Source organism: Halolamina sp. C58, from assembly GCF_051195095.1.
Classification (GTDB): domain Archaea; phylum Halobacteriota; class Halobacteria; order Halobacteriales; family Haloferacaceae; genus Halolamina.
Map to the genome: position 1 here is coordinate 1257583 of NZ_JBNTJY010000001.1, position 16448 is coordinate 1274030.

Annotated in this window: 16 protein-coding genes and 2 pseudogenes; 8 read left to right on the forward strand and 10 right to left on the reverse strand. The window is 66.7% G+C overall.

The features are described from left to right. Position 1: 1 nt before the first annotated feature. From ACQUSM_RS06680 to ACQUSM_RS06700, 5 genes are all read right to left on the reverse strand, one after another. Entirely contained in the window at positions 2–1345 is a 1344-nt protein-coding gene (locus ACQUSM_RS06680; protein WP_435116989.1) for an ABC transporter ATP-binding protein, read from the reverse strand. After that, complete coding sequence (locus ACQUSM_RS06685; protein WP_435116991.1) at positions 1338–2384, reverse strand: ABC transporter ATP-binding protein; 1047 nt, start codon at positions 2382–2384, stop codon at positions 1338–1340. The genes ACQUSM_RS06680 and ACQUSM_RS06685 overlap by 8 nt, the downstream gene beginning before the upstream one ends. Continuing rightward, positions 2381–3601 (reverse strand): ABC transporter permease, encoded by a 1221-nt coding sequence (locus tag ACQUSM_RS06690; protein ID WP_435116993.1) that lies wholly within the window; start codon positions 3599–3601, stop codon positions 2381–2383. Before ACQUSM_RS06690 ends, ACQUSM_RS06685 begins: the two co-directional genes overlap by 4 nt. Then, positions 3601–4575, reverse strand: a complete 975-nt coding sequence (locus tag ACQUSM_RS06695; protein WP_435116995.1) for an ABC transporter permease — start codon at positions 4573–4575, stop codon at positions 3601–3603. Before ACQUSM_RS06695 ends, ACQUSM_RS06690 begins: the two co-directional genes overlap by 1 nt. Positions 4576–4753: 178 nt before the next feature. After that, positions 4754–6658 carry an ABC transporter substrate-binding protein gene (locus ACQUSM_RS06700; protein WP_435116997.1) on the reverse strand — a complete coding sequence of 635 codons (1905 nt, stop codon included), beginning with the start codon at positions 6656–6658 and terminating at the stop codon, positions 4754–4756. 188 nt (positions 6659–6846) lie between these two features. On the opposite strand from ACQUSM_RS06700, the gene ACQUSM_RS06705 reads away from it, so the two are divergent. After that, positions 6847–7452, forward strand: coding sequence for a nucleotidyltransferase family protein (locus ACQUSM_RS06705; protein ID WP_435116999.1), 606 nt, complete (start codon positions 6847–6849; stop codon positions 7450–7452). Between the two features lie 6 nt (positions 7453–7458). Here ACQUSM_RS06705 and ACQUSM_RS06710 read toward each other — a convergent pair whose 3' ends face one another. Together ACQUSM_RS06710 and ACQUSM_RS06715 are read right to left on the reverse strand one after the other, a co-directional pair. Further along, a complete protein-coding gene (locus ACQUSM_RS06710; protein ID WP_435117001.1) occupies positions 7459–8232 on the reverse strand; it encodes an XdhC family protein in 774 nt (257 codons plus the stop codon). 93 nt (positions 8233–8325) lie between these two features. Continuing rightward, a complete protein-coding gene (locus ACQUSM_RS06715; protein ID WP_435118315.1) occupies positions 8326–8481 on the reverse strand; it encodes a hypothetical protein in 156 nt (51 codons plus the stop codon). On the opposite strand from ACQUSM_RS06715, the pseudogene nirK reads away from it, so the two are divergent. From nirK to ACQUSM_RS06735, 4 genes and pseudogenes are all read left to right on the forward strand, one after another. After that, positions 8465–9544: pseudogene (gene nirK / locus ACQUSM_RS06720) on the forward strand (copper-containing nitrite reductase); the annotation flags it as partial. The gene ACQUSM_RS06715 and the pseudogene nirK sit on opposite strands and share 17 nt — an antisense overlap. After that, positions 9536–9919: pseudogene (locus tag ACQUSM_RS06725) on the forward strand (halocyanin domain-containing protein); the annotation flags it as partial. The pseudogenes nirK and ACQUSM_RS06725, both read left to right, overlap by 9 nt. A 131-nt stretch (positions 9920–10050) precedes the next feature. Then, entirely contained in the window at positions 10051–10773 is a 723-nt protein-coding gene (locus ACQUSM_RS06730) for a metal-dependent hydrolase (RefSeq protein WP_435117003.1), read from the forward strand. Positions 10774–10855: 82 nt separating this feature from the next. Next, positions 10856–11251, forward strand: a complete 396-nt coding sequence (locus tag ACQUSM_RS06735; protein ID WP_379730851.1) for an OsmC family protein — start codon at positions 10856–10858, stop codon at positions 11249–11251. A 7-nt stretch (positions 11252–11258) separates the two neighbouring features. Here ACQUSM_RS06735 and ACQUSM_RS06740 read toward each other — a convergent pair whose 3' ends face one another. Then, positions 11259–11462 carry a hypothetical protein gene (locus tag ACQUSM_RS06740; protein ID WP_435117006.1) on the reverse strand — a complete coding sequence of 68 codons (204 nt, stop codon included), beginning with the start codon at positions 11460–11462 and terminating at the stop codon, positions 11259–11261. Positions 11463–11591: 129 nt separating this feature from the next. Between ACQUSM_RS06740 and ACQUSM_RS06745 the strand changes: the two genes are divergently transcribed. From ACQUSM_RS06745 to cysS, 3 genes are all read left to right on the forward strand, one after another. Then, on the forward strand, positions 11592–12137 hold the full coding sequence (locus tag ACQUSM_RS06745) for a DUF7524 family protein (protein ID WP_435117008.1): 546 nt from the start codon (positions 11592–11594) through the stop codon (positions 12135–12137). Positions 12138–12555: 418 nt separating this feature from the next. Further along, on the forward strand, positions 12556–13059 hold the full coding sequence (locus ACQUSM_RS06750; RefSeq protein WP_435117010.1) for a DUF7523 family protein: 504 nt from the start codon (positions 12556–12558) through the stop codon (positions 13057–13059). A 57-nt stretch (positions 13060–13116) separates the two neighbouring features. After that, positions 13117–14595, forward strand: coding sequence for a cysteine--tRNA ligase (gene cysS, locus ACQUSM_RS06755; protein WP_435117012.1), 1479 nt, complete (start codon positions 13117–13119; stop codon positions 14593–14595). A 24-nt stretch (positions 14596–14619) separates the two neighbouring features. On the opposite strand, the gene ACQUSM_RS06760 is transcribed toward cysS, so the two are convergent. Beyond that, complete coding sequence (locus tag ACQUSM_RS06760) at positions 14620–14919, reverse strand: DUF357 domain-containing protein (protein WP_435117014.1); 300 nt, start codon at positions 14917–14919, stop codon at positions 14620–14622. Positions 14920–15043: 124 nt separating this feature from the next. Further along, complete coding sequence (locus ACQUSM_RS06765; protein WP_435117016.1) at positions 15044–16318, reverse strand: RNA-guided endonuclease InsQ/TnpB family protein; 1275 nt, start codon at positions 16316–16318, stop codon at positions 15044–15046. Positions 16319–16448 lie beyond the last annotated feature (130 nt).

Here is a 16448-nt window from a genome sequence, read left to right on the forward strand (position 1 = left end):
CTCAGTCGTCCGCGAGCGGCGCGCCGTGTTCGGTGTCGGGCTTGTTGCGCAGACACGCCGAGAGGTGGCCGTTCCCGTGGTCGGTCTCCTCGGGCTCCTCCTCCTCACACGGCGTGGTGAACGTCGAGAGCTCGGTCTCGGCCGTCTCGATGTCGCCGTCCGTGAGCGCGTCGAGCGCGCGGTCGATGATCGCCTCGGCCTCGTCGTCGGCGAGCGTCTCGGGTAGGTCGAACTCCATCCTGAGCTCGTCTTCGACCGTCTCGTCGTCGACGACCGTCGGTTCCTCGTCGGGCGGGGAGAGCGCCTGTCGGATCCCCTCGGGGTCGACTTCGCCGGCTTGGACCTTGTCCCGGAACGTCAGCACCGCGCGCCAGTCCTCCTGTTCGAGGTCGTACTCGTCGGACTGGATCACCATGTGACAGCGCGTGTGGAACTTACAGCCCGACGGCGGGGAGATGGGGCTGGGGACGGTGCCCGTGAGCTCGATGTTCTCGCGCTGGTCCGAGGGGTCCGGCCGCGGGATCGCCGACAGCAGCGCCTCGGTGTAGGGGTGCTGGGGGTTGGTGAACACCTCGTCGGTGTCGCCGATCTCGACGATCTCGCCCAGATACATCACCGCGACGCGGTCACAGACCTCGCGGACGACGCTCATGTCGTGGCTGATGAACAGCATCGAGAGCCCGAACTCCTCCTGGATGTCGTTCAGCAGCGAGAGGATCTCCGCGCGGATCGACACGTCGAGCGCGGAGACGGGCTCGTCGGCCACGATGAACTCGGGGTTGAGCACGAGCGCGCGGGCCAGCGCGATGCGCTGTTTCTGCCCGCCGGAGAACTCGTGGGGGTAGCGGTCGTAGTAGTCCGCCTCCAGCCCAACGCGTTCGAGCAGGTCCTCGACGATCTCCCGGCGGCGCTGCTTGTCGGTCATCCCGTGGACCATCAGCAGCTCCGCGACCGAGCGCCCGACGGTCATCCGCGGGTCGAGGCTCGAGGAGGGGTCCTGGAAGATCATCTGGGCGTCCCGGCGGAACGCCTTGAGCTCCTCGTCGTCGAACTTCGTCACGTCGTTGGGGTGAGTGCCGTCGGCGTTCCGCTCGCGGCCGGCGCGGCCGCCGCCGTTGAAGATGACCTCGCCGTCGGTGGCCTCCTCCAGCCGGATGATCGAAGACGCCGCGGTCGACTTCCCACAGCCGGACTCGCCGACCAGTCCGAGCGTCTCGCCCTCGGCGATGTCGAAGCTGATCCCGTCGACGGCCTTGGCGGCGCCGACCTGCCGGGAGAGGATCCCCTCGGTGATCGGGTAGTGCTTCTGGAGGTTCCGGACGGAGACCAGCGGTTCGTCAGTCACTGGTGACACCCCCGGTGGTCGCGCCGTCGTCTTGGACGATCTCCTCTTTCACCGTCGACGGGTCGTACCCCTGCTGGTAGTGGACACACGAGACGGCGTGAGTGTCCGAGATCGGCTCCTCGGGGGGCTGCTCGCCGGCGGTGCACTCCTCGACCGCGTAGTCACACCGCGGCGCGAACCGGCAGCCGTCCGGGGGGTTGATCGGCGAGGGGAGCGTCCCCGGGATCCCCTCCGCGGCGCGGGCCTGCCCGGGCAGACACTCGAGCAGCGCCCGCGTGTACGGGTGGGAGGGGTCCTCGAAGATCTCGGTGACGGTCCCCCGCTCCATCACCTTCCCGGCGTACATCACGACGACGTGGTCGGCGATGCCGGCGACGACGCCGAGGTCGTGGGTGACGAAGAGGATCGACATGTCGTACTCGTCCTGCAGATCCTCGAGCAGGTTCAGAATCTGGGCCTGCACCGTCACGTCGAGCGCGGTCGTCGGCTCGTCGGCGATCAGCAGGTCGGGGTTGGTGACCAGCGCCATCGCGATCATCACGCGCTGTTTCTGTCCGCCGGAGAACTCGTGGGGGTAGTCGTCCAGCCGCGCGGCGGCGTTGGCGACGCCCACGTCGTTGAGCAGTTCGACCGCGCGCTCGCGGGCCTCCTGCTTGGAGACGTCGGGCTCGTGGGTCTGGACCGCCTCGACGATCTGCCAGCCGACCGTGTAGCAGTGGTTGAGCGCGTCCTGTGGGTTCTGGAAGATGTGGGCGATCCGCCCGCCGCGGATCTCCTCCAGTTCGGACTCGCTCATCGTCGTGACCTCCCGCCCGTCGAACGTGACGCTCCCGGAGACCTCACCCGGGGGCGTGGGGACGATGCGAGTGATCGACTCGCTGGCAACCGTCTTGCCCGACCCCGACTCGCCCACGAGACAGACCGTCTCGCCGCGGGGGATCTCGAAGTCGATGCCGTCGACGGCGACCAGCGTTCCTTTGTCCGTCGTAAACTCCGTCGTGAGTCCTTCGACCGTGAGTAGTGGTTCGTCTGTCATCATTCTGACTCCGCGTCGGCTTCGGGGTTCAGTGCGTCGAGGAGGGCGTCCCCGAGGAAGTTGAACGCCAGGATGGTGAAGAAGAGGAACATCCCGGGCGCCAGCGTGATCCACGGGGCGAACCCGAGGTCGCTGCGGCCCGCAGAGATCAGCTGCCCCCAGGAGGGGACCGCCGAGTCACCGAGGCCGAGGAACGCGAGCTGTGCCTCCGCGAGGATGAACGCCGGCACGAGCAGCGTGATGTTGGTGATGATGCTGCTCGCGCTGTTGGGCACGATGTGGGCCCGGATGATCCGGTACGTGCTCGCGCCGCTGAGCTGGGTGGCCTTGATGTACTCCTCTTCCGTCTTCGCGAGCGCGTTGGACCGCACGTAGCGTGCGGTCCCCTCCCAGGCGAACAGCCCGAAGAGGACGATGAACAGGAACAGCCCGCCGCCCCAGATGTAGAGGATCAGCAGGTAGAGGATGAACGTCGGGAACGACTGCTGGATGTCGACCCAGCGCATCAGCACCTCGTCGACGAGGCCGCCCGCGTACGCCGACACCGTCCCGACCGCGGTGCCGATGGTGATGACGATCAGCGTCGCGATGAAGCCGATCTTCATGCTGATCTGCATCCCGTAGATGATGATCTTGAAGATGTCCTTGCCGTTCTGGGTCGTCCCGAGCGGGTACTGGAGCGTCCCCTGACAGGCGCCGTCGACGACCGGCCCGACGCAGTTGATCGGGTAGTTCGAGGGGATCTCGAGGAACATCGGCGGCTGGTACTTCAGGAACAGCTCCGACTCCGGCGCCGGGATCACGATCGGCCCCAGCACGCCGATGACGAAGATGAAGATCAGCCAGCCGAGGCTCACCATCGCCGGGCGGTTGCGCTTCATCTCCCGCCAGTAGTACTTCGTCATCCGCGCGTTCTGGTACAGCGGCAGCACCACGTAGAACCCGAACAGGATCAGCGACACCGCGAACAGCCAGTCGAGCTGGGTCACGTCGTACTCCCAGCCGATCGGCGCGAACGTCGGCGTGTACTGCCCGCCGAGATCGAGACCGAGCATGCTGTCGTAGCTGCCGGTGACGAGGAAGTGGTCGTACAGCATCAACAGCACGAGCACGCCCATCGACACGACGGTGCCGAGGAAGTTCACCGACAGTTCGCGGTCGGACTCCTCGGTGATCTGGTCCCAGTCGACTTGATCGAAGGTAGCTCTGTCCGTCGCCATTATCGGTCCTCGAAGCTGATCCGCGGGTCGAGCATCGTGTACACCAGGTCCTGTAGCAGGTTCCCGATGGTCGCGACGAAGGTGAAGAACAGGGTCGAGCCGAGCACGAGGCTCGTGTCCTGTGAGGTGATCGCCCGGAACAGCGTCGTCCCGAGCCCGGGGATGCTGAACACCACCTCGACCAGCAGCGAGGCGCCGGTGAACAGCGCCAGCAGCTGGCTCACCATCGTCGTCGACAGCGGTACCATCGTCGGGCGGAGGATGTGCTGGAAGTAGATCTTGTACGTCGAGACCCCCTTCGCCCGTGCGGTCTTGACGAAGTCGGCGTTGACGTACTCGGCGGACTCGTTACGCGAGACGCGCATGATCCCGCCGATCGAGCCCGTCACCAGCACGAACACCGGCACCGACAGCTGGATCGCGTTCTCGACGCTGAACACCCCCACGTCGGTGTTGTATATCACGGGGATCCACTCCAACGTCACCCCGAATATCAGCAACAGGATGATCCCGAAGAAGAAGTTCGGGATCGCGTAGCCGAAGAAGGCGAAGCCTGTCGCGACGTGGTCCTTCCAGCTGTACTGGTTCGCCGCCGAGTACAGCCCCACGATCGGGCCGATCAAGATCGTCAGTATCGTCCACGGGACCGAGTACTGGGCGGTGTAGTACAGTGACTCGAGCAGCGCCTCCGTCACCGGTTGGTTGCGGCTGTCCGACCACCCCCAGTGGAACGTGTAGATGCCGACGACGTAGTCCATGTAGCGCACGTGGGGCGGACGATCGAGTCCCAACCGTTCCTCAGCACGCTCCGCCGCCTCCTCCGGGTCGTCGCCGGCCATCGCCGCTTGTGTCACTGCCTGCTGGACGTTGGGGTTCGGCGCCGCCATCATCAACCCCCAGGTGATCGAGACGATGATGAACGTCACGATGGCCGCCCACGCGACCCGTCGGACGATGTACCATTCCATTCCCATATGTTAGAGCCTCATGTGTGTCTGTCTCCGAAATCTCGGTATCCGCTGGTGTCAACCGCCACCGTCCGCCGAGCACTGGTGTCGGTTGTCACACTGGGTGTGTCTGTGTACCGCATCTCGAACAATGTGTGTTTCGGTAGTCGATCCGTGACTCCCGAAAAATTCACCGCGTGGAGGGTCAGTTCTCTCGGTACCAGATCGGGAAGTCCCAGCCGCTGAAGAAGTCCTCGATCGGCCCCTCGATGTCCGCGGCGTAGCCGACGGTGTTCGCGCTGAACGTCAGCATGCCGATCGGCTGGGCCTGGTTGAGGTTGATGAAGATCTCCTTCATCGCCTCGGCCAGCTCCTCCCGGCTGGTCGCGTTGTTGGCCTGCTGGTACAGGCCGTCCGCGTCCCACTGCGGGTAGTACCCCTGCGGGTTCGTGCTCCCGTCCTGCAGGAAGAACACGTCGCTGACGGTGGGGTTGAGCGGGTAGGTGTTGTAGCCGTAGATGACGCTCATGTCCCAGGCTTCGGCGCTCGTCACGTCACGCGGGCCACGGTTGAACGGGCCGGCGTTCCACTCGGTCTCGCCCTCGGGTGACTCCTGCTGGAAGTAGTTGGTCAGGAACTGCGAGGACTGGGTCGCGGTCGTCTCGACGACGATCCCCGCGTTCTCCTCGTACTCCTGAGCGATGAACTCCGCGAGGGACTGGTTGGTGTTCGACGACGCCGAGTGGTGCAGCGTGATCGTACACTGGTCGCCGTCGGGGTTGAGCAGGCGGCCCTGCCCGTCGTAGCTGTAGTCGGTGTCCTCGATCGCGTCGCGGATTCGGCTCCGTGCGGGCTCGGGGCCGTAGAGGTCGCCCGTCCCGAACTGCTCGATCGCGGAGTCGTCCTCGGGGTAGAACGTGGACCACTCGGGCTGGAACGTGTACGCCGGATCGGCGAACCCGCGGTAGATACCCTCGACCACCTGGTTCTTGCTGACGGCACAGGCCAGCCCCTGGCGGAACGACCGGTCGCGGAAGAGGTTGCCCGGGCCGGTGTTCCAGCCGTTGTCACGCATGTTCCAGGTGATGAGGCTCTGGAACGGCGTCGGCGTGATGTTCACGTCGACGCTCTCCATCTGCTGGAACTCCGAGACGCGGTTCGGCGGGAGGCCGGCCACGTCGGACTCACCCGTCTCGAGCGCGCCGAGGCGGGAGGCCTCCTCCTGGACGACTTCGGACTCGATCCCCTCGAAGTACGGTGCCTCCTCGAACAGCGGGTCCACGTCGGTCGCCTCACGGAGGTAGTACTCGTCGTTGCGCGAGAAGATCTGCGCGCTGCCGCGGTCCCACTCGTCGAGCTGGTAGGCGCCGAGGTTCCCCGTGAACGAGAGGTTCAGTAGGTCTTCGTCCTGCTGGAGCCCTTCGGCGTCCTCCTCGGCGACGTACGGCTCCATGATCTCCTTCGGGATCGCGTAGAGGAGCGGCTCGTACGACTCGGGGTAGAGCACGTTCGCGTCGGGGAGCTCGATCTGGAACTCCAGCTCGCCGGTCTGTTCGATGTTGTACCCGCCCTCGCCAGTGGGCCAGTTGGGGGCGTCGGGGGTGCCGGCCCAGCCGCCCTGGTGGATCTCCTGCACCTGGTAGACGAAGTCCTCGGCGGTCACCTGCCGCTCGTAGTCGCCGCCGAACATGAGGTTGTCACGGACCTCCGCGACCCAGACCTCGCCGTTGTCCGAGGAGAGATCGTAGAGCTGCGGGAGGAACTCCGTGCCGGGCATGAACGTATAGCCCATGTCCATCGTGTAGCCGATCAGGGTGCCGACCCCGTCCACGTTGTTGTAGAGGGGGTTGAGCGTCGACGCCGCGTTGGCGATCGTTCGGCGGTACGGGCCGGTCCGCTCGGGGAGCTCCTGACGCGCGGTCGCCGTCGGCGTGTCAGGCTCCGTCGCACCGGGGTCGACCTCGGTCGCGCTGGAGGTCGGCGTATCGGTGTCGTCACCGCCCGTACAGCCGGCGAGACCGGCAGCACCCGCAATTCCGAGTCCCTGAAGCCACCGTCGTCGGTTCATCTTCGGGTGGCCGTCGTCCCCTTGCTTGGTAAGGTCAGACATGTGCTCTGCGTATTGCTGGATACTTAATATAAAACTGTCGTTCGGTACCATGGTTGCTTTACTCATGGGTACCACCAGCATATCGACAGCCGGCGCCCGATACGACGGGCGGACGGGCGAGCGTTTTACCCCCGCCCGACGCGTGTGTCGTCGTGATGACGGGCCTCTCGACGGGGCGGGGAGACAGTGTGCCGAATCTGCTCGGGCTGATCACCGCGGCGGGGGCGTCGACCCGGATGGGCGGGTTCCCCAAGCCGCTGCTCACGGTCGACGGCCAGCGGTTCGTCGAGCGACTGATCGAACAGTACGAGCGGGCGGGTGTCGAACCGGTCGTCGTCGTGGGGTACGAGGCCGACGAAGTGCGAGCCCGCGCGGAGCTCTCGGCCGCGACGGTGATCGAGAACGACCGGTACGAGGAGGGAATGCTCACCTCCGTCCGTGCCGGCGTCCGCGAAGCGCGGTCGCGCGACGCCGACGGCCTGCTGCTCGCTCCGGTCGACTACCCCCTCATTCCGGCCGAGGTCGTCCGGTCCGTCGCCGAGGCGTTCGCCGCCGACCGCGAGACGGACGTGATCCAGCCGACCACCGACGGCGAGCCCGGGCACCCGCCGCTGTTCGCCGCGTCGACGTTCGACGCGCTACTGAACGATCCGGCGACCGAGGATCGAGGGGCGCGGGCGGTCGTCTACGCCGACGACACCGACACGCGGGAGGTGGACGTGGACGACGAGCGGATCTTCGTCGACGTCGACACGCCCGCGGAGTACTGGGCGGCGGTCAAGACGTACACGTAGCTCGACTCAGAGATCGGCGGAGAGCCCGTGCCGGACGCGGTTGAGCTGTGCGAGGATCGACAGCGCCACGTCTTCGGGGGCGCCGCCGCCCACCTCGATCCCGACGGGCGCGTGGAGTCGCTCCAGCGTGTCGTCGTCGATCCCCTCATCGCGGAGCCCCTCGCGGACGTGCTCGGCTTTCTCTTCGGAGGCCACGAGCCCGACGTAGTAGGCGCCGCGTTCGAGCGCCTCCGCTGCGGCAGCTCGGTCGAACGTGCCGCTGCGGCTGGCGATCGCGACCGCGGTGTTCGAGCCGACGCCGAACGTCGCGATCCCCTCGTCGTAGTCGCCGGTGAACGTCTCCGCGTGGGGGAAGCGCTCGGGGTCGGCGTACCCCTCGCGGTCGTCGACGACGAACACGTCGTACCCCATCTCGTCGGCCATCCGCGAGAGCGGCACCGCGATGTGGCCCGCGCCCGCGACGACGAGCTCGGGTGCGCCGACGAGGACGTTGATGAACACGGCCATCTCGCCGCCACAGACCATCCCCGTGTTGCCGTCGCGGGTGAGCTCCCAGCGTTCGGTCCGTGGTTCGCGCTCCTCGATGGCCTCCAGCGCGGCCTCCTTCGTGAGCGCCTCGACGGTACCGCCGCCGATGGTGCCCTCGATCTCGCCGTTCTCCCGGACGAGCATCGTCGCGCCGGGGTCCCGGGGAGCGCTCCCCTCGACCTCGGTCACCGTGGCGATCGCCACCGTCTCCCCCTCGTCGGTGAGGTCGGCCGCCCGTCGGTGGACTCCCATTGGGCGCACTGACCGGCCTCGGGACTTAGGCGTGTCGTACGCGGCGATCGATCGGTCGGACGGGGCGGTCGGCCGTGGGGGTATCGACACCACCTATTTCTCGACCCCACATACCGTGGGGGGTTTATCACTAATCTCCTCCTGTGGCGCCTCTACCACCCGTTTTCTAAGAAATTGAGAATCTGCAACCCCCCTATATCCCTCCGGTGCCACGTTCCAGATGTGATCGACGATGACCTCCGTTCCCACCGCTACTCGACGGCGCGTGTTGCAGAGTCTCGGCGCGGCCGGCGCGACGGCCGCTGCCGGCTGTATCTCGGCCCCGGCGGCTGAGGAAGAAACGACGGAGACGACCCCCCAATCCCCGACGATGAACGGACAGCAATCTCTCGACACCGAGCGCGTCGCCGCGAACCCGACCGCGATCCCGGATCCGATCGACCGCGACAGCCCGGAGACCGTCAGCGTGGAGATGACCACGCTCGAACAGGTGGCCGAGGTCGAACCCGGCGTCACCTACACGTACATGACGTTCGACGGGCGGATCCCCGGGCCGATGATCCGGGCTCGCGTCGGCGACCAGGTGGAGATGACGATCACCAACGACGAGGGGAACTCGATGCCCCACAACATCGACCTCCACGCCGTCCGCGGCCCGGGCGGCGGCGCGGAGGCGTCGATGGTCGCCCCCGGCGAGACGGAGACGTTCACGTTCCAGGCGACCTACCCCGGCCTGTTCATCTACCACTGTGCGGTCCCGAACATGGACTACCACATCTCCAGCGGCATGTTCGGGGCGATCCTCGTCGAACCCGAGGAGGGGCTTCCGGAGGTGGACAAGGAGTTCTACTTCGGCCAGCACGAGCTCTACACCACCGGCGACGCCGGCGAGGAGGGCCACCACGACTTCGACTTCGAGGCCATGAAGGCCGAGGACCCGACGTACGTCCTGATGAACGGCGAGAAGTACGCCATCACGCCGGACCGCTACGGGGTCCCGAGCCTCGAGGTCGGCGAGACCGCACGGGTGTTCTTCGTCACCGGCGGCCCGAACCTCGACAGTAGCTTCCACCCGATCGGGAGCGTCTGGGACGAAGTCTGGCAGCAGGGCGCCATCGCGGGCCCGCCCAACAAGTACGTCCAGACGACGCCGGTCAAGCCCGGCTCCTGTGCCATCGCGACGCTGCACGCGGAGGTGCCCGGGCCGATCAAGCTGGTCGACCACGCGCTCTCCCGGGTCGCACGCAAGGGGATGCTCGCCGTGATCAACCGCACGGGCGACCCCAACCCCGACGTGTTCGACCCCGGCGCCGAGAGCGGGGGCGGCGGCTCCTCCGGCACCGCCGACTTCGACGGCTGGTTCGACGGCGTCGAGAACTACGACGGCGTCGTCGACCGGACCGGCGAGGACGAGGTGACCGTCCAAGTCGGCGCCCAAGCCAACGGCGGCGCGTTCGGGTTCGCTCCCCCGGCAGTCGCCGTCTCGTCCGGGACGACGGTCACCTGGGAGTGGACCGGCGAGGGCGGCAGCCACGACGTGAAGGCCGACGACGGGAGCTTCGCGAGCGACCTGACCGACGAGGCGGGGTACACGTTCAGCCACACCTTCGAGGAGACCGGGACGACGAAGTACGCCTGTACGCCCCACAAGACGCTGGGCATGAAGGGCGCGGTGGTCGTGAAGTGACCGCCTGACGCCGCTCGTTCTTTCGGGCCGTCGCGACACCGCGATCGACGGGCCGGGAGTTCGTCTCACTCGGCGGGAATTATCCGGGCGGCAGTAACATTCAGGGGGCGCCCGCCCCAACAATCGCCCGCATGACCTTCGAACTCACCTGGTACGGCCACTCCACCTGGGCAGTCACCGTCGACGACACCGAACTCCTGATCGATCCGTTCTTCGATAACCCCAAGACCGACACCGATCCGGAAGAGCTCGACCCGGATCACGTCCTCATCACGCACGGCCACGCCGACCACATCGGCGACGCCGACCGCTTCGAGGGCACACACTTCCTGAGCACGCCCGAGATCACGGGGTATCTCGCGGACAACTACGGCATCGAGGAGTCGACGGGGATGAACCTCGGCGGCACCGTCGAACTCGGCGACGCGTTCGTCACGATGGTCCGGGCCGACCACACCAACGGGCTGGATACGGGCTACGGCGCCAGCGGCGGGATGCCCGCCGGTTTCGTGATCAGCGACAAGAAGCCGACCCAGGAGGCGGACGCCGACGCCACGACGTTCTACCACGCCGGCGACACGTCGCTCCACTCCGAGATGAAGGACGTGATCGGCACGTTCCTCGAACCCGACGCGGCCGCGGTGCCGGCGGGCGACCACTTCACGATGGGGCCGGCACAGGCCGCCGTCGCGGTCGACTGGGTGGACGCCGACGTGGCGTTCCCGATGCACTACGACTCGTTCCCGCCGATCGAGATCGACACCGACGAGTTCATCCGCGAGGTGAAGGCGACGGGTAGCGACGCCGAGGTGGTCGTCCTCGGCGGCGACGAGAGCTACACGCTGTCCGAGTGACGACGATCGAGGGGCGTCCGCGGGTCGACGGCCGGCCGGGGCAGTAAGGTTTAGGCCCCGAACGGTCCAACCGTCGGCCGCGATGAGCAAACAGGTCACTACTGTCTCCGAGGACGGCTACGCTTCGACGACCGAGATCCGCGACTTCTCCGTCGACATCGACCCCGGCGGCGAGTCCGCGCCCGACACGCTGGAGTCGCTGCTCGCCTCCTACGGCGCCTGCTACGTCCCGGCGCTGCGTGTCGGCGCCAAGCAGCGCGACGTGGGCGAGCTCGGCGAGATCGAGCTCTCGATCACGGGCGAACTCAACGACGACGACAAGCTCGAAAGCATCCACTTCGACATCGCCGTCGGCGCCGACGTGACCGAAGCGGAGGGCGAAGAAGCGATCGACCGCGCGTTCGACCTCTGTAAGGTCCACGACGCGCTCAAGAGCGATCTCCACGCCGAGACGACGTTCGAAGGCGACGCGTTCTGAGGCTGGGTTAGCGTTCGACGACGAGCGTCGTCTCGCGACGGTCGACCGTCGTCGTCCGCTCGCGGGCGTCCACGTCCCGTCGCCGGTACTCGGCGTACGTCATGACTTCGCCGTCGGCGATGACGAGGTCGGTGCCGATCCGCGACAGGTCCGGCCCCGGGTCGCGCGACGCGTCGTCGCGAACGACGGGCGGTGTGCTACTGGTACCCATGCATAGAGAGTGCGACGGAGCAGAGATAAATCTTTCCCGAAAACTTCCCGTAGCGGGCGTGTACGCTGGCTTTCGTACTTCCGCGGTTTGGGGTGAAGGCTTTTGCTCTCCGGGGTCCCACCCAAGGGTGTGTCGGCACTCGAAATCCACCTCAACCGGGATCGTCCCCGGGTCATCGACGCGCCGGCGTCGTTCGTGGCCGACGGCCCGTTCGACGTGACGCTCGTGAACCACGGCGGCGGGGCGCACGTCCACCTCGCGCTCGACGAGCCGTTGGCGCGGGCGGCGCGGCTCCGGGCCGAGACGGAGTACGTCGATCGGGAGACGACGGCCAGCGTGGGGGTGGAGGTCGCCGACCTCGACCAACCGGTCACGGGGACGCTCACGGTCTCGACCGGCTACGGGACCGAGAGCGAGCGCATCGACCTTCGCGTCGAGCCGTCCCGCGCCGAGGGGTACGGGATCGACGTCGACGAGGACCTCGGGCAGCCGCAGTCGGAGCCGTCGATCCGGGAGGCGCTCGACGCCGAGTCAGTTGGCCTGCTGGTGCTCGCCGGGGGCGCGCTGCTCGCAGCGGTCGGCGTCGCGGTGCTGATCGAGAGTCCGATCGTCGTCGCCGCCGCGGCGGTCGTCGCGCTCGTCACCGTCGTCGGGGTCGTCGTGGCGTTGACGTGATTAGTTGTCGGGTATGTGTTCTCTTGGATCGTTGGTGACTTCGACAGCGACCGCGACGGCAACTCTATCGTTGCCAGCTGGACAGCAACCGCGACAGCATCTCGTTCGTTGACCACTTGCGACCGCAGTGTGCCGGGCACGAGGCCCGTCATCAGAAATCGAAGATTTCTGATTGGCAAACGAGAGCCTGCGGCTCCCGTGAACGGCGCAGCCCCGATCCCCACCCTCCCCCGCGGCCTCGCAACGGTCGCGAGGCCGCGGCGTCCACCGCGACCGCACCGCAACCGCGACGCACCGCAGCCGTCACCGGACCGGCGCAACCGCGACGCCGGGTTCCCAACCGACTCGACGACGCCACCAGACGGCCCCGCCACTCCGGGTGGATGGACTTTTGCCGTCGCCGTCGTCAGTTCCGGCCATGTCCACCGCAGCCGCCACCCGCGACGCGGTCCGCGAGCAGCCGTTCCTCCTGCTCTCGCTCCGTGCCGGCGTGCTCAACTACGCCGCTGCCGCCGAGTTCCTCGACGTGGACGAGGCCGACGACACCGACGCCGTCGCGACCGCGCTCCGGCGGTTCGCCGAGGAGCTCCCCGACTTCGAAACGGCCGACAGCGACGCCCGCGTTCGGATGGAGAGCGGCGTCGGCGTCGTGGACTCGACTGACGAGGAGACCACCGATCCGCTGCTCTCGGTCGGCGGCGTCGCCGTCAGCCCGGACGCGGGGTCGATGACGGCCGTCGTCGCGACGGGCGAGGTCGGCACGACCGCGCTCGGGGCGGTCTGTGCCCGCCTCGACGCCGAGGAGATCGACGCCGCGGCGGCGGCAGTCGCCGACGGGACGCTGCTGGTCGTCGTCGACCGACGGGACGGGGTGGCGGCGCTCCGAGCCGTCGAGGACGCGCTCGGGGGGGTGCCCGCCTGAACCGGCGCGAGTCCCGGTTCCGACGGCTTCAAACCGCCGGCTGGAGAACGCTCTCCCATGACCCTGTCGCTGACCGACACCCTGTCGGGCGATCGCGAGGAGTTCGAGCCGAGCGGCGACGCGGTTCTGCTGTACGTCTGCGGGCTGACGGTCTCCGACGACCCCCACCTCGGCCACGCGCGTCTCTGGGCGCAGGCGGACATCCTCCACCGCTGGCTGGCCCACGAGGGGTACGACGTGCGCCACGTCGAGAACGTCACCGACGTGAACGAGAAGATCACCGCCCGCGTCGGCGAGCGGGAGGAGTGGGAGAGCGAGGCCGACGTTGCCCGCCACTACACCGACGAGGTGCTCTCCCGGATGCGGGACCTGAACCTCAAGCGCGCGGAGGTGTACCCCCGCGTCTCCGAGCACGTCCCCGAGATCGTCGAACTGGTGGAGACGCTGATCGAGCAGGGGTACGCCTACGAGTCCAACGGCTCCGTCTACTTCGACGTGAGCGAGTTCGAGGGGTACGGGAAGCTCTCGAACCAGAGCGTCGACGAGCTCGAGGAGCAGGGCGACCCCGACGAGCGGTCCGAGAAACGCAACCCCGCCGACTTCGCGCTGTGGAAAGCCGGCGGCGTCGGTGACGACGCCGTCGAGGAGCACCGCAAACACGAACACGAGGGCGACCTCCCGGACGGGCAGACGTGGGAGTCGCCGTGGGGCGAAGGTCGACCGGGCTGGCACATCGAGTGCTCCGCGATGTCGATGACCCACCTCGGCGACACGCTGGACATCCACATGGGCGGGCAGGACCTCGTCTTCCCGCACCACGAGAACGAGATCGCCCAGAGCGAGGCCGCGACGGGCCAGCGCTTCGCGAACTACTGGCTCCACGTCGGCTTCATGCAGGCCGGCAGCGAGAAGATGTCCTCCTCGCTGGGCAACTACTTCACCGTCGGCGACGCCGTCCGGGAGTTCGGCACCAACGTGCTCCGGACGTTCTACGCCTCCGCGGAGTACCGCTCCCAGCAGGCCTACACCGAGGAGACGATCGAGGAGGCCCGCCGGCGCTGGGAGCGCCTCGAACGCGCCTACGAGACCGCGGTCGAGCACGCCGACAGCGCCGACGCGCTCACCAAGACGGAGGACGGCGAGTTCCGTGACGAGCTCGCGGCGGCCCGGGCCGGCTTCGAGGCGGCCATGAACGACGACCTCAACGCCCGCGAAGCGATGGCGGAACTGCTCGAAGTCGCGACGGCGGTGAACCGCCACGTCGAGGCGGGTGCCCCGTACGACTACCGCGCGCTCCGGGACGCGATCGCGTTCTTCGAGGAGTACGGCGAGGGCGTGTTCGGCCTCCAGTTCGGCGACGTGACCGAGGGCGAGGCCGAGATCGCGGAGGACCTCGTGGAACTGGTGCTCGACGTGCGCGAGGAGGAGCGCGACGCGGGCAACTACGAGCGCGCCGACGACCTCCGGGACCGACTGGAGGCGCTCGGCGTCGAAGTCGAGGACGGCGACGACGGGCCGGCGTACCGCTTCGATTGACACCCATCGACTGCGACGGGTCGGCTACTCGCCGGCAGCGTCGGTGGTGAACAGTTCCGTCTCCTCGGGGATCTCGAACAGGCCGAACCGCACCCCTGCATCGAGCCAGCCGTAGCCGTAGGAGAACGACGCCAGCGCGTTCACGGGGTCGTCGGCCTCCCGGAAGTGCCGTCCGTCGTCGAGGTAGGAGTCGGCCATCTCGTACGTCTCGGCGGCGGCCTCCCCCAGCGGCGTCCCCGGCGGCGCGGCGGGCTCGGCGGCGTCCAGCGCGTCCGCGAGCATCTCGCCGTAGCGGTCGGTCTTCTCCTCGAGGTCGGCGGCCATGGTCGATGCTCCGGCGCGCCGGCGGTAAGGCTGTCGGAGCGAGCCATCGCGCGCGAACGGAGCTACCGACAGCTTGACATCCTCCTCGCGCTGAAGGGCGAGGGTTCCCGACCGCATTGGGATATTACGGTTCGCGGTTCACGACCTGTTCTCGTGGGGCAAAAGCGCCCTCACTCCGGTCGAACAGGTGAACCGCTGGCTGTGCCAACCAGCCGTTATCCCTATCGCCGCCATCCGTGGCGAGACTCGGGAGTACCTTTTGTCGAATGTTCTCCGCGCCGTTCACGTCCGCGTTCGCAACCGTCTCGCACATCTTACACACGTACAGTCCACGTTCAACACGCTGATTGTCGTCTGTGTGGCCGCACGCCGAACACGACTTCGACGTATCTCGTTCCGACACCAGCTCCACGTCGATGCCCTCGGCTTCGGCCTTGTAGTCAAGGAGTGTCGTGAAACGGTCGAACGCCCACCCATGCAGATCCAGATTCCCGTGGTCGCCCCGATTCCGAGACCCACCGTTCTCGTCGTCGTCTCGGATGCCGCCGAGGTCGCCAACGACAAGCGTCCCAACACCTCGTTCGACACACTCCTCCACAATTGATTTCGAGAGTACGTGCAAGAAGTGCGTCCGGCGACCCGTTCGCTTCCGGTCAAGACGGGTGGCTTCACGAGATGAAGAATCGTCGCACTTGGCTTTCTTCTTCGTGAAGTAGTATTCGTCCTCTTTGAGTGCGCCACCCGGATATAACAAGGATTCACCGCCGAACGAGACGGTGGCGAAGTTGCAGATCCCGAGGTCAACACCAGCTACGTCTTCACCCGGCGGGTCCGGGTCGATAGTGGTGCGGCAGACGAATTGCAGTCGCCACTCGTCACGCTTGTAGACGGCGCGAACCTGTTGAATGTCCCACTCGGTCAGGTCAACATCAGGGCGAGTGTGGTACTCACACAGGATGAAGTCTGAACGGTGTTCTTTGAGGTTGCGGCCTTTCGAGAGGCGAACACGGGTGAACTGTGTGTCGTGCTTGAAGCCAGCCGCTTTGAATGACACAGTTGAACGTGGATGGGAGTCTCCGTTTTTGCGGTAGCCGGGTGGCCGGGCACGGTCGTCGCCGTTCCGACGCTTGCCGAACCAGCCGTTGAACGCTTCAGCGAGTTCTTCGAGAACGCGCTGACTGGATTGAGAATGTAAGTCCGTGTAGCGTTCGTGGGTTTTGAGTTCGGCTTTGAGTTCCCCGTCATCGGGGATGTCGCCCGTTTCGTCCCACAGTTCTTGTGCATAGTAGCGACCGACGTTCCAGAGTTTTGAAGCCGCCCATCCGAGTTGGTCGAGGGCGTCACGAACCTGTCGCTGGTTCTGTATCGTAGCCTCGAAGGTTCGGATGGTTCGACTCATTTATTGGCTTCATAACTGGTTATGAGTGGTATTTTATTAATAGTGTCGGGTGACGTGGAATATCCGGCCTTGCCGCCGACGGTGGATTGTGGAGGAGTTTTCGGCTGTATCCCCGCCCTGAAGGACGAGG

Coding starts and splice junctions, on each gene's coding strand:
- ACQUSM_RS06740 (WP_435117006.1), bottom strand. CDS start 11,462: ATGGGTACCAGTAGCACACCGCCCGTCGTTCGCGACGACGCGTCGCGC.
- ACQUSM_RS06760 (WP_435117014.1), bottom strand. CDS start 14,919: ATGGCCGCCGACCTCGAGGAGAAGACCGACCGCTACGGCGAGATGCTC.
- ACQUSM_RS06750 (WP_435117010.1), top strand. CDS start 12,556: ATGTCCACCGCAGCCGCCACCCGCGACGCGGTCCGCGAGCAGCCGTTC.
- ACQUSM_RS06690 (WP_435116993.1), bottom strand. CDS start 3,601: ATGGCGACGGACAGAGCTACCTTCGATCAAGTCGACTGGGACCAGATC.
- ACQUSM_RS06730 (WP_435117003.1), top strand. CDS start 10,051: ATGACCTTCGAACTCACCTGGTACGGCCACTCCACCTGGGCAGTCACC.
- ACQUSM_RS06765 (WP_435117016.1), bottom strand. CDS start 16,318: ATGAGTCGAACCATCCGAACCTTCGAGGCTACGATACAGAACCAGCGA.
- ACQUSM_RS06710 (WP_435117001.1), bottom strand. CDS start 8,232: ATGGGAGTCCACCGACGGGCGGCCGACCTCACCGACGAGGGGGAGACG.
- ACQUSM_RS06735 (WP_379730851.1), top strand. CDS start 10,856: ATGAGCAAACAGGTCACTACTGTCTCCGAGGACGGCTACGCTTCGACG.
- ACQUSM_RS06695 (WP_435116995.1), bottom strand. CDS start 4,575: ATGGGAATGGAATGGTACATCGTCCGACGGGTCGCGTGGGCGGCCATC.
- ACQUSM_RS06685 (WP_435116991.1), bottom strand. CDS start 2,384: ATGATGACAGACGAACCACTACTCACGGTCGAAGGACTCACGACGGAG.
- ACQUSM_RS06700 (WP_435116997.1), bottom strand. CDS start 6,658: ATGTCTGACCTTACCAAGCAAGGGGACGACGGCCACCCGAAGATGAAC.
- cysS (WP_435117012.1), top strand. CDS start 13,117: ATGACCCTGTCGCTGACCGACACCCTGTCGGGCGATCGCGAGGAGTTC.